General features: G+C 69.6%; 12 protein-coding genes. 11 read left to right on the top strand and 1 reads right to left on the bottom strand.

What is annotated here, in order from left to right:
- The first annotated feature begins 86 nt into the window (after positions 1-86).
- The 7 genes from CCN37_RS18905 to CCN37_RS18880 all read left to right on the top strand — a co-directional run bounded on the left by CCN37_RS18905 (position 87) and on the right by CCN37_RS18880 (position 4,677).
- Positions 87-1,274 (top strand): glycosyltransferase 87 family protein, encoded by a 1,188-nt coding sequence (locus tag CCN37_RS18905; RefSeq protein ID WP_086822565.1) that lies wholly within the window; start codon positions 87-89, stop codon positions 1,272-1,274.
- A gap of 10 nt (positions 1,275-1,284) precedes the next feature.
- On the top strand, positions 1,285-1,716 hold the full coding sequence (locus tag CCN37_RS39980; protein ID WP_168200738.1) for a hypothetical protein: 432 nt from the start codon (positions 1,285-1,287) through the stop codon (positions 1,714-1,716).
- A gap of 35 nt (positions 1,717-1,751) precedes the next feature.
- Positions 1,752-2,156, top strand: a complete 405-nt coding sequence (locus tag CCN37_RS18900) for a helix-turn-helix transcriptional regulator (protein ID WP_168200737.1) — start codon at positions 1,752-1,754, stop codon at positions 2,154-2,156.
- Positions 2,149-2,553, top strand: coding sequence for a hypothetical protein (locus CCN37_RS18895; protein ID WP_143261676.1), 405 nt, complete (start codon positions 2,149-2,151; stop codon positions 2,551-2,553). The genes CCN37_RS18900 and CCN37_RS18895 overlap by 8 nt, the downstream gene beginning before the upstream one ends.
- Before the next feature lie 64 nt (positions 2,554-2,617).
- A complete protein-coding gene (locus tag CCN37_RS18890; protein ID WP_210408108.1) occupies positions 2,618-3,088 on the top strand; it encodes a low molecular weight protein-tyrosine-phosphatase in 471 nt (156 codons plus the stop codon).
- Positions 3,085-3,855, top strand: coding sequence for a fructosamine kinase family protein (locus CCN37_RS18885; RefSeq protein ID WP_246843132.1), 771 nt, complete (start codon positions 3,085-3,087; stop codon positions 3,853-3,855). The genes CCN37_RS18890 and CCN37_RS18885 overlap by 4 nt, the downstream gene beginning before the upstream one ends.
- 21 nt (positions 3,856-3,876) lie before the next feature.
- Positions 3,877-4,677, top strand: a complete 801-nt coding sequence (locus tag CCN37_RS18880; RefSeq protein WP_086822643.1) for an SURF1 family protein — start codon at positions 3,877-3,879, stop codon at positions 4,675-4,677.
- Here CCN37_RS18880 and CCN37_RS18875 read toward each other — a convergent pair.
- On the bottom strand, positions 4,630-5,580 hold the full coding sequence (locus CCN37_RS18875; RefSeq protein WP_086822640.1) for a cobalamin biosynthesis protein: 951 nt from the start codon (positions 5,578-5,580) through the stop codon (positions 4,630-4,632). The two genes, CCN37_RS18880 and CCN37_RS18875, sit on opposite strands and share 48 nt — an antisense overlap.
- A gap of 91 nt (positions 5,581-5,671) precedes the next feature.
- On the opposite strand from CCN37_RS18875, the gene CCN37_RS18870 reads away from it, so the two are divergent.
- From CCN37_RS18870 to CCN37_RS18855, 4 genes are all read left to right on the top strand, one after another.
- The gene (locus CCN37_RS18870) at positions 5,672-7,279 is read left to right on the top strand and encodes a DUF2397 domain-containing protein (RefSeq protein WP_246843131.1); all 1,608 of its coding nucleotides are present in this window, start codon (positions 5,672-5,674) and stop codon (positions 7,277-7,279) included.
- Positions 7,276-8,532, top strand: coding sequence for a TIGR02678 family protein (locus CCN37_RS18865; RefSeq protein WP_086822545.1), 1,257 nt, complete (start codon positions 7,276-7,278; stop codon positions 8,530-8,532). The genes CCN37_RS18870 and CCN37_RS18865 overlap by 4 nt, the downstream gene beginning before the upstream one ends.
- Positions 8,529-12,614: a TIGR02680 family protein gene (locus tag CCN37_RS18860; RefSeq protein ID WP_086822542.1), complete on the top strand. Its 4,086-nt coding sequence runs from the start codon at positions 8,529-8,531 to the stop codon at positions 12,612-12,614. Before CCN37_RS18865 ends, CCN37_RS18860 begins: the two co-directional genes overlap by 4 nt.
- Before the next feature lie 104 nt (positions 12,615-12,718).
- A complete protein-coding gene (locus tag CCN37_RS18855) occupies positions 12,719-14,116 on the top strand; it encodes a M14 family zinc carboxypeptidase (protein ID WP_086822539.1) in 1,398 nt (465 codons plus the stop codon).
- The last annotated feature ends 91 nt before the right edge of the window (positions 14,117-14,207 follow it).

Here is a 14,207-nt window from a genome sequence, read left to right as displayed (position 1 = left end):
CGGGCTTTCCCGGAGCACTCGAACGCGCGACTGCTCAAAGCTGGTTTTCGCCGGAACAGCCCCCATTCGAAGGCAAATACCACCTCATGTCGCGCGTGTTCACGATCCTCGTCTACCTCGCCGGACTTGCCATTGCGGTCAGGACCATCTCCGGCTTCGCCATCGACCTCGGCGTGTACCGCGCGGGCGGTCAGGCAGTGCTCGACGGGGCTCCCGTGTACCAGAACGAGCTGTTCGCGGGCCTGTTGTTCACCTACACGCCGTTCGCCGCGCTGATCTTCGTGCCGCTCGCGCTGATGCCGATGATCGCCGCGCAGTCGCTTGCGGCGCTGGGGAACTACGCGCTGCTGACGTACTCGTTGTGGCGGTCGTGGGAAGCGGTGGACAAGCGGAAAGCCGTCGCGCTCACGCTGCTGATGGCCGCTCCCCTGCTGCTCACCGAATCCGTTCGCCTGACGCACTCGATCGGCCAGGTGAACCTCGCACTCCTCGCGCTCGTGCTGTGGGATCTGCTCCGCGACGATTCCAAGCACACCAAGGGAATCGGCGTCGGCATCGCCGCGGGCATCAAGCTCACGCCGCTGTTCTTCGTTGCCTACCTCGTGATCACCCGCCGATTCCGCGCCGCCGCCACCGCGATGGCCGGATTCGCGGGCACCATCGCTCTCGGCTTTGTGTTCCTGCCGAAGGATTCTCTGCGCTTCTGGTTCGGCGGCACCTTCACCGACGCCGCGCGCGTTTTCCCCAACCCCGCTGCCGTGCACAACCAGTCCCTGCGCGGAATGGTGCTGCGGGCCTTCGGTTCCTCGGGCTTGTGGATCGTGCTCGCCGCCGTCGTCACCATCGGCACGCTCGCCCTCGCCGCGTGGGCCAGCCAGCGCGACGAGGAACTGCTCGCCGTGACGTTGTGCGGCCTGTGCGCCGCGACCGTGTCGCCGTGGTCGTGGGGGCACCACTGGGTGTGGATCGTGCCGCTCGCCGTGATCGCCGTGCGGAAGTCGTGGTGGGCGTTGGCGCCGCTGTTCGTGCTCACGTTCCCGAAGCTGCACGCGCTCGCCGCCCCCGACCCCAGCGTCACCGCGCCCCCGGTGCTCACCGACAGCCCCGCCGCATTCCTCCTCGGCAACATCTACGTGATCATTTTTGCCACCGCCGCAACATTTTCCGTCGTCTATCTGATGCGCACGCCGCCAACTCGTCTAGACAAACCCGGAGATGCGACTTACGAGACACTGGAACCCTCGGCAGCGAGCACGAATCGCACGCATTTCTGAGGAGGAATCGGTGTCGGCCAGGTCTTCCTTCGCGTACAACGGCGGTGGCGACTGGCGCTTCTACGAGCGCGAGGGAGTCAACATCCCGATGGCCGAGATCCGCGAGCACGCGAGCGTCATCGCGGCGGTTGAGGGCATTGCCGCACGCAACGACTTCATCGCCACGATCCGTCTGAAGATCAAGAGAGCCGCGCTGGGCAAGCTGGTCCCACCGGCAGACGCGAAGACCCGGATGGCGCGTCGTCCTGACATCAACGAACTGCGCTGGCTGATCGAGGGCACGCACTGGCGCCTGTACTACAGCGAACCGCTGAGGCTGCACACCGAGCGCGTCATGCTCGGACTGCGGTTCAACCACAAGGCGAGCGTGGAGCAGCAGAACCGGGACATCGACGAGGCGTCGCAGCGGAACGTGTGGTGGCATGCCAACACTCCGAGGTAGTATCGGTCATAACCGATACTCGCAGGGGAGGGGCCGTGGACGAGCTTGATCTGCTCCTCGGGTTCGACGAGGAGGACGACCAGCAGCGCCTCGCCGCCGAACTCGTCGAGGCCGACTACGACTGGGTGTCGGCCCTGGTGGCGCTGCGCAAGCGGCGCGGTTTGACACAGACGCAACTCGGGGAATTGATGGGTCGCGCACAGAGCGTGGTCTCCGACATCGAGTCGATGAGCACCGACCCACGACTTTCCACACTGCGGCGCTACGCCATCGCTGTCGGCGCTTCGGTGGAGCACGTCGTGCGGGACACGTCCAAGCCGGTGAACGTCCCGGTGACGGTGGCGCACGTTCGCGCCGAGCAACCGCGTGTCAGAAAACTTCCGATCAAGAACGCGGCATGGTCGTCGGAGCCGGTATTGCTGGGAGCGCAGGGTGAATAAGCCGAACGCATGGCCGGAATACGTGCGATGCGTGTCTTTTCAGGCCACCATCGAACCGCTGGATTCTCCCGCACCCGGCAATCCCCTTCAACTGAGCTTCCAATACAGGGTCGATGGCGAAGCCGGGCTCTTCCGCGTCCTCTCCGAGGTCTACGACGACGATCTCCTCGTCCTCATGACACACATCGCGAAATTTGCCGTGGCACCGCTACCCGACGACGCGAGCGAGCACGCGATTGGCGGCTTCATCGACGAGTCGGTCGTACCTGCGGTCTTCCCCTACATCCAGGAAGGCGCGGCATCGGCTGCCGCACGAGTGCGACCGAAGCGGCCTCTGCTGCTCAAGTGGAACTACGACGAACCGCTGGAACTGGTGAAGACGTCCGCGAAAGACTGACTCGCAGGCTCAGGCCGGTCGGCCACGCTCATTCGGGGAGACTAGGGCGGTGAGCGCTGATGAGATGGGACTGCACGTTTGCTTCGTCTGCACGGGGAACATCTGCCGGTCCCCGATGGCGGCGCTGGTCTTCGCGGAGCACCTGCGGCGCGAGGGGCTGGACGACCGGGTGCGGGTGAGCAGTTCGGGCACGGGGTCGTGGCACGTGGGCGAGAAGATCGACTCGCGGGCGGGGGCGACGTTGCGGGACAACGGGTATCCGACGGCGCACCGGGCGGCGCAGATGGGCGCGGAGCACCTGGACGCGGATCTGTTGGTGGCCTTGGACGCGGGGCACGCGCGCGAGCTGAGGCGGTTGGTGGATGACACAGAGCGCATCCGGCTGCTGAGGTCGTTCGCGCCGGAAAGCGCAGGGGGCACGGATCTGGACGTGCCGGACCCGTACTACGGCGGTGACGAGGGCTTCACCGAGGTGCTGGGCATGATCGAAGCGGCCTCGCCGGGGTTGATGCGGTGGGTGAAGGAGCGCCTGTGATCCCGATCGGGTCGGGGGCGAGTGGAACGGTCTACCGGACGACGAGGAACAACCGCACGGTGGCGGTCAAGGAACGAACCACGCCGGAGCGCAACGGGGCCTGGGCGGAAGCGGCCTCGCTGAGGTGGCTGGGCACGGCGGTGCCGGAGGTCTTCGAATGGGACGAGGACCGGATCGTCATGCAGTACATCGAGCCGGGTGAGCCGACGGAGCACGCGGCCGAAGAGCTGGGGCGGGCGCTGGCGGAGATCCACGCGAAGGGGGCGGCGAAGCACGGGTCGCCCCCGGACGACGGACCGCGTGACGCGTGGATCGGACCGGTGCCGATGCGGAACGAGGAGTGCGACAGCTGGGCGGAGTTCTACGCGAGCCACCGCGTTGAGCCCTACGTGCGCATGGCGGTGGACCGAGGGCACCTCACCAGAGCAGAGGCGAAGATCTTCGACCGGGCTTGGGAAGCACCGGACGAACCGCCCGCGCGGGTGCACGGCGACCTGTGGAACGGGAACGTGCACTGGGGGCGCGACCGGGCCTGGCTGATCGATCCGGCGGCGCACGGAGGGCACCGGGAGAGCGACCTGGCGATGCTCGAACTGTTCGGTTGCCCACATCTGGAGCGGGTGCGCGGGGCCTACCTGGAGGTGGCGCCGTTCGCGGGCGGTTGGCGTGATCGTGTTGCGCTGCACCAGGTGTTTCCGCTGCTCGTGCACGTCGCGGCGTTCGGCCGTTCCTACACCGAGCGAGCCCTGGCGGCGGCTCGTAGCTGAGCTGCGCATACCGTGGTGTCCGTGCGTTGGAAGTTTCTGCTGCGGCCGGGATGGCTGGCGTTGATCGCCGGAGTGCTGATGTTCTCCGCGGCGTGCTTCCTGCTGCTCGGCCCCTGGCAGTTCGACCAGCACGACCGCAAGCAGCTGCTGATCACCAACGTGACCAGCTCGGAGTCGGCCCCGGTGATCGACTACGAGCGCCCGGCGCCGACGAACGAGTGGCGCCAGGTGCGGCTCACGGGCACCTACCTCCCCGAAGCGGAGACGGTGGCGCGGCTGCGCACGGTGCTCGGCGAAGCCGCGTTCGAGGTGCTGACGCCAATGCGCCTCAGCGATGGCAGAACGGTGCTGGTCAACCGCGGTTTCGAGCGGCCGGTGAACAGCGTGCAGATCCCCGACTACGACGCTCCGCCCAGCGGTGAGGTGACGGTCGTGGGCAGGCTGCGGGTCGACGGCGGCGGCGGGGAGACCCGCGAGATGGTCAACGTCGGCAAGCACAAGCAGGTCTACTCGGTCAGCACCGCAGCGGTGACAGCCGCGACCGGAGTGCAGTTGGAGCCGGGCTTCGTGCAGCTCAATCCGGGACAGCCCGGAGTGCGTGGGCCGCTGCCGCTGCCCAACCTGGACGCAGGGCCGCACTTCTCCTACGCCTTGCAGTGGTACGGCTTCGGCGTGATGGCGCTGCTCGGCCTCTGCTACTTCGCTTACCGCGAGGCGAACCCCGATCAGCCGCGCAAGATGACGGTCCAGGAAATGCTTGCGGCAGAAAAAGGATCAGCGACGGCGACGAAGCCAGCTGATCGCTACGGAAGCCACCGCTGACACCGCCGCGGTCGCCGTGCCGATCACCCGCGACAGCTCGACGCTGCGCGTGACGTCACCGGAGTCCGGAGTGCGGCCCTCGCCGAGAACGGGCCGCTCCTCGGCGCCGTAGCCGTAGATCGTCTGTCCGCCCAGCCGCACGCCGAGCGCGCCCGCGAAGGCGGATTCGATCTGCCCGGCGTTGGGGCTGGGGTGGGCCGAGGCGTCCTGCCGCCAGGTCCGCCACGCCCCGCGCGCGGAGCCGCCGACGACGGGCGCGCACAACGACGTGAGCATGGCCGCGACGCGGGCGGGCACCAGGTTGGCCACATCGTCGATCCGCGCCGAGGCCCAGCCGAAGTTGGTGTAGCGCGGAGAGCGGTGGCCGACCATCGCGTCGAGGGTGTTGATCGCGCGGTAGCCCAGCAGACCGGGCACTCCGGCCACCGCGCCCCACAGCAGCGGAGCCACGACGGCATCGGAGGTGTTCTCCGCGACGGACTCCACGGTGGCGCGCGAAAGGCCCTGGTTGTCCAGCAGATCGGGCTCACGCCCGCACAGGTTGGGCAGGCGGGCGCGGGCCTCGTCGAGCCGGCCGCCGTCGAGGGACTGCGCCATCGCGGTGCCCTCCGCGCCGAGCGAGGTCCCGCCGAGCACCGCCCACGTCGCGGCGGCCGTGCCGAGCGCCTGCACCAGGGGCCGCCCCCGGCCGAGCCGCTCCACGCCGACGCCGAGCGCGACGACGCCGCCGGTCAGCACGGCGTTGTAGAGGACTCCGGCTTCGCGGCTGTCTCGGTAGACGACGCGCTCAAGGGACTGCGCGGCGCGGCCGAACGCGGCGACGGGGTGTCCCCGGCGGGGATCGCCGAGCGCGGCGTCGGCGGCGACGCCGAGCAACAGACCGATCGCGCGAGCCGCGCTCAACTGGGCCTCCCGGTAGTGCACTGCGTGACGAGTGCGAGCACGTTAGCGCTCGTGCGAGCGCTGTCGGGGAGCGGGTTAAGGTGGCGATGAAGTGAGTGCCGGGCACGAGGGGCGAACGATCGACACCGAGACCAGCTTGCCGCAACGGGCGGGCGAGGCGACCGGGGCGGACCACGAGGCCGAGCCCCGACTGGCCCTGTACGCCTACCTGACGGCCGAGCATCGCCGCAGCTACCTGGCCATCATGCGGTTGTTCACCGCGACGCTGCTGCCGGACCTCTCGCCGAACGAGGTCGCCGCCGCGCTGGCCCCGCTGGAGCGCGAGGGCGCGATCGACCCGGGCGAGTCCGATCCCGAGGTGATCGCCGACCGGCTCAAGCGGCTCCACGACTGGGGGAATCTGGTCAAGGGGCGGCGGGAGACCATCGCCTCCAGCATCGCGGAGTTCGTCCGCGGCGCGTTCCGCTACCAGGTGAACAAACTCGCCGTGCGCGTGCAGCGCGACGTGGACGAGCTGCTGCGGGTGCCCGAGGGCGCTCGTGAGGTCTCCCGCGAGCTGCTGCCCGCGATCGAGCGCGGTCTCACGCAGCTCGGCGGCACGCTGTCGAAGGCGATCACGGCGGAGCGCCAGGGCGGCTCGGTGGCCAAGCGGGCGCGCGAGGAGCTGGCCGAGCAGGTCACCACGCTGTTCCTCCAGCACGCCGAGCTGGCGGTGACGGTCCGCGACTTCTACGCCTACCTCGGCCAGGTCGTGACCAGGCACAACCTGGAGCCGGACGAGATCTCCGGCTTCCGCAACCTGCTCGTCGAGTACATCCAGATGGTCGTCGAGGACGTGCTCCGGCACACCCCGACCATCGCGGACTCGCTGAAGGCCCTGGCGCGCGGGCGGAGTGAGCTGCTGCGGCTGCTCGGCCCGAACGACCAGCTCGGCGGCGCTGTCGAGCGCGCGCGGGGCCGGTCGCGGACGGACTGGCAGGAGCTGACGGACTGGTTCGTGGACCGCCCGGGGCGGCCCAGCCAGGTCACGGCGCTGCGCGAGGCCACTGCGCGCGCGATCGGCTCGTTGCTGGCCAGCGTCAAGCGCGCGACGGCCGGTGGCGGACTGCTGCCGGGCAGGCGCTCGGAGCTGCTGGAGCTGGCGTCCTGGTTCGACAAGGCTGAGCCCACCGAGGCGCATTCGATCTACGCGGCGGCTTTTGGGCTGTACTCCTCGCGGCACCTCCTGCCAGCACCGGAGCACGACGGCGACGACGAGCACACGCCTTGGCGCGACGGCCCGGTGGTGGACGTGACCGTGAGCGTTCGGAGTCGTGGTGACCGTGGTGCCCGCGGTCGCGCGTCGCGCATCCTGGACGACCCGTTCACCCAGGAAACCCTTCTGGCAGAAGCGCGAAAGGCCGATCAGCGGCGCGCTGCGGCGGTCTTCGAACTCGCGGCGGCGGCACCGAAGCTGGAGGAGACGGAGCTGTCCTCGGACGCGCTCGGCGTCTTCTGCGAGCTGTTGACGCTGGCCATGGCACAGCGCGAGCGCGACACCGACCAGGGCTCGGCGGCCGATCCCGTGCGCGGGTTGCGCCTGACGCTCCAGCCCACCGAGGAGGAGCCGACCCGCATCAAGACGGTGAGCGGAGTCCTCACGCTGCACGGCGCGCGAGTCGCCCTCACCACCGAACAGCCCGAGGTGCGCTCCTCATGAGTACTGCGACCAGACAACGAGGCTCTGCGGCAGCCGTCGCGGTGCTCGACGGGCTGTCGGACATCGACGCGGCGAACGTCGTGCGCTGCGCCCGAACTCTGCTCCGCCGCCCACTGTTGCGAGTGGACAGTCACGACGGCGACCTCCTCCCGCTGGTCTTCCGGCATCGAGTCGCCTTGCAGGAGTTGTTCTCGTCGCTGCTGGGCTATCGCCTTGTGGTGCAACGGAAATTCGCTCGCCTGTACAAGTCGGGCCCCGGCCCGCAGGTCACGCGCGGCGAGCAGTCACTGACCCCGCGCGGCTACGCCTACCTCGCGCTGAGCATGGCCGCGCTGATCGGTGTCGGCCGCCAGGTGCTGCTGTCGCGGCTCGTCGCCGAGGTCCGCGCGGCGGCCGTGGAGGCCGGGATCGAGGTCTCCGACGGCCTTCCCGACCGTCGAGCTTTGACCGCCGCACTCCGCCACCTCGTCGCGCTCGGCGTGATCACCGAGACCGAGGGTTCGGTGGCGCCGTGGACCGGCGAGGCGCCGAGCGAAGCGTTGATCACCGTGGACACCGATCTGCTCGGGCACCTGCTCGCCGGGCCGATCGGCGAGGTCGAGACGCCGGAGGAGCTGATCACCGCGTCGGCGGTCACCGGCATGGTCGGCGGGGAGCGCGGTGTCGAGCACGCGGTGCGGCGCAGGCTCGTCGAAGACCCCGTTGTGCTGCACGCAGACCTGCCGGAGGCGCAGCGGGTTTGGTTGCAGCGCAACCACAAGCGCGAGTCGCTGTTGCTGGAGCGCTGTTTCGGGCTGGTCGCCGAAGTCCGCCTCGAAGGCGTCGCGGTGACCGATCCCGAGGAGTACCTGACCGACCTCGGCTTCCCCGGCATGGGCACGGTCGCCCGCGTGGCGCTGCTGTCCCTGCCCGAGCTTCTGACACAGGAAGAAGAACCTCGCGCGGACGGCCGCACCGAGGTGAGCAGGCTGCGCGTGCGCGAGGTCTGCGCCGAACTGGTCGAGTCCTACCCGTCCGCGTGGTCCAAGCAGGCCACCGAGGACGTGGACGAGCTGGTCGACGGCGTCCTGGAGCTGCTGGCGGCGCTCAGCCTGGCCGTGCAGCAGGACGAGGGCACGTGGCTGCTCAGTCCGGCCGCGCACCGCTGGGTCCCCGACCCCGACGCCTCCCCTGGCCGGGAGAGCGTCGAAGAAACCCCCGAACCCGTTGTCCAGACGCCAAGCTGGTCGCTTTTTGATGAGGAGAGCACGTGAACCGCTGGCGGCTCAACCGTGGTGGCATCGTCAACATCTGGCAGTACGCCGAGCAGGAGTTCGACTTCTCCGGCGGCCGGGTGATCTTCCAGGGCACCAACGGTTCCGGCAAGTCCCGGACGCTGGAGCTGCTGCTGCCGCTGTGCCTGGACGGCGAGCTGCGGCAGATGGGCTCCAAGGGCTTCGACACGGTCAGCATCCGGCGCCTGATGCTCGACGACTACACCGGCGGCCCCAACCGGATCGGCTACGCCTGGGTGGAGCTGGAGCGCGGGGAGGGCGAGTACCTGACCTGCGGCATCGGCGTGAAGGCGTCGAAGACCTCGCAGCAGGTCACCGACTCGTGGCGCTTCATCACCTCCGCGCGCGTCGGCCGCAACCTGCAACTCGTTGGCGCGGAACGGGTTCCGCTCGGCCCGGCGCAGCTGCGCGAGGTGATCGGCGCGGACTGCGTGCTGGAGGAGGCGTCCTTCCGCGCGAAGATCGCCGAGACCGTGTACGGCGTGCCCGCCGACCGCTACTCCGACCTGCTGCACCTCCAGCGGACGCTGCGCAACCCCGACGTCGGCCTGAAGGTGCTGGAGGGCCAGCTCGAACAGATCCTCTCCGATGCGTTGCCGCCGTTGGAGACCGCGCTGATCGAGCGGCTGGCGACCTCCTTCGACGACCTGGAGTCGATCCGGGAGAACATCGTCCGGCTGAGCACCGCGGACTCCGCGCTCGGCACCTTCCTCAACTCCTACTCCGGCTACGCGCTGACCGAGGTCCGCAAGGCCGCTGAGCAGGCCGAAGCCGCGCAGCGCAAGCTCACCTCGCTGCTGTCCGAGCTGAACCGCCTGGAGCGCAGGAAGATCTCCTCCGCCGAGGACCGCTCCGAGGCCGAGGCCAAGGTCGCCGAGCTGGAGGAGACCGAGAGCGAGCTCGAAGTCCGCATCGAGGCGCTGAAGGCGCTGCCCGCCTACCAGGGGCTGCGCGATCTCCAGGACCGCGAGCGGCTGGTCGCGACCTCGCGCAAGGGTGCGGAGAGCGCGCTTGAGGTCGCGAATCGTCAACGCGCGCAAGAGGATCGCGCCGTGGACGCCGTGCTGGGCAGCCTGGAGCGCCTGGAGCGGGACACCGCAGCGGCCGGTGGGCTCGCCGAGCAGGCGGGTCAGCTGCTGGCGTCGGCGGGCCTGGAGCGCACGCTGACCGTGCAGGCGCCCGAGGCTCCGCCCGCGACCGTCGAGGTCGTCACGGCGCGCGTTCGAGCGAAGCCGGACCCCGACGCTGAGGCGCTGCCGATCGAGCGCAGGGAACTGCCTTCGCTGAGCCCGGACGCGTTGCTGACGGGGCTGCGCGAAGCCGGTGAGCGCGCTGAGGAGGCCGCAGCCGTCGTGCGGCAACGGAGTGCGCTCACACTGACGCTGCACCAGCGCGCCATGGAGTCTGACCGCGCGCGGGACCGCGTGGAGCAGCTGCACCGCACGGCCCGGGACGCGATGATCGCGGCGACCGAGTCCGCTGGGCGGCGCAACGAAGCCGGTCAGCGGGTCGAGGTGGCCGCGCAGGACTGGTCCGAGGCCGCACAGCGGTGGTCCCAGGACGGCCCTCTGTCCACTTTGGACATCACCGAGCTTCCGCACCTGCCGCGCCCCGAACTGCTCGTCGCGGAGAGCGCGGCCGGGCGCCGGGCGGCGCAGGAGATCCGCAAGTGGGCGGGTCCGCACCTGCACACCGCGAGCCAGCAGGTGCTCAACGCCGAACAGCGGCTGAGCGAACTGCGCGGCTCGATCGGCGAGCGCGACACCGAACTTCGCGGCCTGCGCCAAGGCCAGGAGCCGGTGCCGCCGCGAAGCACGCTGACCGAGCGCGATTCCGGTGCCGGCGCGGAGTTCTACCGCCTGGTCGACTTCCGCCAGGTCCTCTCCCCCGCCGAGCGCGCGGGCCTCGAAGCCGCCTTGCAGTCCAGCGGATTGCTCGCCGCGTGGGTGCACGCCGACGGTCGGATCGCGGGCGCGGGCGAGGCGGATGTCATTGCCAGTCCTGGAGAACAGCTCCCCGGCCGTACCCTCGCAGAGGTACTGACGCCCGCGCCGGAGCCGGGTTGCCCGGTGCCGACCGAGATGATCGAGCGCCTGCTGGAGTCGGTGTCGATCGAGCCCTCTGGCACCGCCGCGACAGCGGTGTCCACGGACGGAACCTGGCGCGCGGGAACGCTTTCCGGCTCCTGGCAGAAGGAAGCCGCGGAGTACCTGGGCGCAGGAGCCCGCAAGGCCGCGCAGGGCAGGCGAATCGCCGAGCTGGAGGAAGAGCTCGACCAGCTCCGGGGACTGCGTGCCGAAGCTCAGCAGGCCGTGGAAACCGCGCGCCAGCACGTGAAGGCGTGGGAAAAGCACCTCGCGGCCTTCCCCGACGACGGCGACCTGATCACCGCGCACGCGCGGCTGGCCAGCGCGCAGGAGGCGTCGGCGGAGGCCGAGCAGCGCGCGCGGGCTCTGCGCGAGCAGCACCAGGAAGCCGATCTCCGTTGGCAGGCAACGAGAACTGAGCTGACGCAGGCCGCGACCGAGGCGGGACTCTCCGACGAGACCGCCGCGCTGGAGCAGGCTTACCGAGCAGCCGAGCAGGCGCGCGGAACCGTTGAGCAGCTTCGGGAATCGCTGGTCGAGCGGTGCGCGGGCACGGTGAACCAGCTGGCCGACGCGCTGCACAACCACCACGCCGCGCTCAGCGACCGCGAGGAGGCCGAGGCCGAGGCGGAGCTGCGCTGCACCGAGTACGGCGAGCAGGCCAGGGCGCTCGAAGAGCTGACCAGCTCGATCGGCGGTGAGGCGCAGCAGATCGCCGCGCAGCTGACCGAGGTCGAGCGCGAGCACCGCCAGGCGCGCAAGGACCTCCCGGCCGCGCGCGAGCGGGTGATCGCGGTGCGCGAGGAGGCCACGAAGGTCGAGACGCTGCTGGAAACCAAACAGCAGCAACGATCCGGCGTCGAAGCGGAGCGCGAGCGCTCCAACGAGGCGTTCCGCGCGCTGCTCACCGCGCCGGGTGTGTGGGCCGCCGCGCTGCCCGATGCCGAAGAGCCGTCGCTGGAGGACTTGAGCGCCGCGTTCGAGGCGCTGCGCGAAGCCCCGGACAAGCGGCCGGTCAGCGAAGGCACCGTGATCGGCAAGCTCCAGGCGCTCCAGTCGTCTTTGGCCGGCAGCCACAACATCACCGCCGAGACCGTCGCTGACGTGCTCACCGTGACCGTGACCTCCGAGGAGGGCCCGCGCCCGGTCGCCGACGCGGCGGCGCGCGTGGCGTCCAAGCTCGGGGAGCAGCGCGGCTACCTCGGCGAGCGCTACCAGGACATCTTCTCCGACTACCTGATGCGCGACCTCGCGGAGCGGCTGCGCACGCAGATCGGTGTCGCCGAAGACCTGTGCAAGAGGATGAACGAGGTGCTCGACCAGGCGCGCTCCAGCCAGGGCGTGCACGTGCAACTCGAATGGCGTCCGTCGGCGGCTCTCGACCCCGACACCAAGGACGCGCTGGAGCTGGTCCGCACCCCGTTCGCCGACCGCGACCAGGAGCAGGACGCGTTGCTGCGCAGGGCTTTCACCGAGCGCATCGAGTCCGAGCGGGACGCGCACTCCAGTGGCTACGCGGAGATCTTGGCTCGGGCGCTGGACTACCGCACCTGGTACTCCTTCACCGTGCGGGTCCGCGACAACGGTCCGGACAGCAAGCCGCGCGTGCGTCGGCTTCGCCAGCTGTCTTCGGGCGAAACGCGCCTCGTGTCCTATGTGACCCTTTTCGCCGCCGCTGCGTCTTTCTACGACGCGGTTGGCACGGACCCGGGAGAGGGCGCGCTGGCACCGCTTCGCCTTGTGTTGCTGGACGAGGCTTTCGAGCGGCTGGACGATCCGACGATCGCCAGGATGCTGGGGCTGCTGGTCGACCTGGACATGGACTGGATCATCACCTGGCCCAGCGGTTGGGGCGTTTCTCCGAAGATCCCTCGCATGCACATCTTCGACGTGCTGCGGCCGAAGAACGGCGGCGGTGTCGCGTGCACGCACACCACCTGGGACGGGAGTTCGCTCGACCGCGAGGACGTGTGATTTCACAAAAACCGTGAAACAGAGGGTTCTTTCGGAGGGTTAGCGGCGGTGCGCCGTTCGGCTTAACGTCGTTTCAAGCTTTACCCCCTGCGGAAGGACAGACCATGTCCCGTGTCCCGATCCTGGGCATAGCCGTCGCGCTCGCCGTCACCGGCGCGCTGCTGGCGCAGAACACCGGAACCGTGCCGGTCGCGCAGACCGACGCGCAGACCCAGGTGGCCCAACAGCCACAGGAGCAGTACGTCTACCGCGTGAAGCAGGCGGTCAAGGACTCCGAGCGGCTGCTCGGCCTCGGCTCCGACGTGCTGGAGGAGCGCGACGGGGACGACCTGTTCGTGCTCGGCGACAAGGCCGAGGGCGAGCGCATCCGCGCTGCCGGCTTCGCCACGACGGTCGAGTCCGTGATGCCCGCGCCGAAGTGGGCGCCGCCGAAGGCCCAGCGCGACGCCGGTCCGATCACGCGCGCCGACGCGGACGAGACCTTCTACGGCGGCTACCGCACGGTGCGCGCCCAGCACGCGCACCTGGACAAGGTCGCGACGGACTTCCCCGCGCTGGGCAGCCTGGTGACCTACGGGCAGTCGTGGCGCAAGTCCACCGGCAAGGGCGGCTACGACCTGCGTGCGATCTGCCTGACCAAGAAGAACGCGGGCGACTGCGAGCAGAAGCCGAACTCCGCCAAGCCGCGCTTCTTCCTGATGGCGCAGATCCACGCCCGCGAGATCACCACCGGTGACATGGCGTGGCGCTGGATCGACCACCTGACGGCGAACTACGGCAAGGACGCCGAAGTCACCAAGCTGATGGACTCCACCGAGATGTGGGTCGTGCCGATCACCAACCCGGACGGCGTGGAGATCGTGCAGCAGGGCGGGAACTCGCCGAAGCTGCACCGCAAGAACGGCAACGACTCCAACGGCGCGTCGTGCGGCTGGGGCGGGCAGATCGGCGTCGACCTGAACCGCAACTCCAACACGCACTTCGGCGGCAGCGGCACCTCCACCGACCCGTGCAGCGAGATCTACCGCGGCCCCGGCGCGTCCTCCGAGGTGGAGACGAAGGCGCTGGAGGGTCTGCTCGGCAAGATCTTCCCGGACACCCGCGGCGACGGTGACAGCACCGCGGCGTCGGCGGACACCAAGGGCATGATGATCACCCTGCACAGCTACACCAACGGGATCATCTTCCCGTGGAGCCACAAGTCGGGCGCCAAGACCGGCAACGACGCCAAGCTCCGCGCGATGGCCAAGGACATGGCGGGCATCACCGGCTACACCTACGGCACCGCGCCCGAGGTCGTCGGCTACGCGGCCTCCGGCGGCACCGACGACTGGGTGTACGACAAGCTCGGCGTCCCCGGCTACACCTTCGAGATCGGCGCGCGCTCCGGTGCGTGCAGCGGCTTCCTGCCGCAGTACTCCTGCCAGGACAGCACGCACTGGCCGAAGATCAAGCCCGCGCTGATGTACGCGGCGGGCAAGGCCGCGGCCCCGTACAAGTAGGCAGGTCTGTCCCCTGTGGACTGACTTCTGGTTCGTCGTCGGCGCGTCGGGTTCTCCCGGCGCGCCGACGCGCTTCCCCGAAATGATCTTC

This window comes from Allokutzneria sp. NRRL B-24872 (genome assembly GCF_002155965.1).
Taxonomy (GTDB): domain Bacteria; phylum Actinomycetota; class Actinomycetes; order Mycobacteriales; family Pseudonocardiaceae; genus Allokutzneria.
This window is presented reverse-complemented; position numbering and strand designations above follow the sequence as displayed.

Excerpts from the sequence above, each read along its gene's own strand:
- CCN37_RS18865 (WP_086822545.1), top strand. The coding sequence starts at position 7,276 with ATGAGTACTGCGACCAGACAACGAGGCTCTGCGGCAGCCGTCGCGGTG.
- CCN37_RS18890 (WP_210408108.1), top strand. The coding sequence starts at position 2,618 with ATGGGACTGCACGTTTGCTTCGTCTGCACGGGGAACATCTGCCGGTCC.
- CCN37_RS18905 (WP_086822565.1), top strand. The coding sequence starts at position 87 with ATGTCGCGCGTGTTCACGATCCTCGTCTACCTCGCCGGACTTGCCATT.
- CCN37_RS18855 (WP_086822539.1), top strand. The coding sequence starts at position 12,719 with ATGTCCCGTGTCCCGATCCTGGGCATAGCCGTCGCGCTCGCCGTCACC.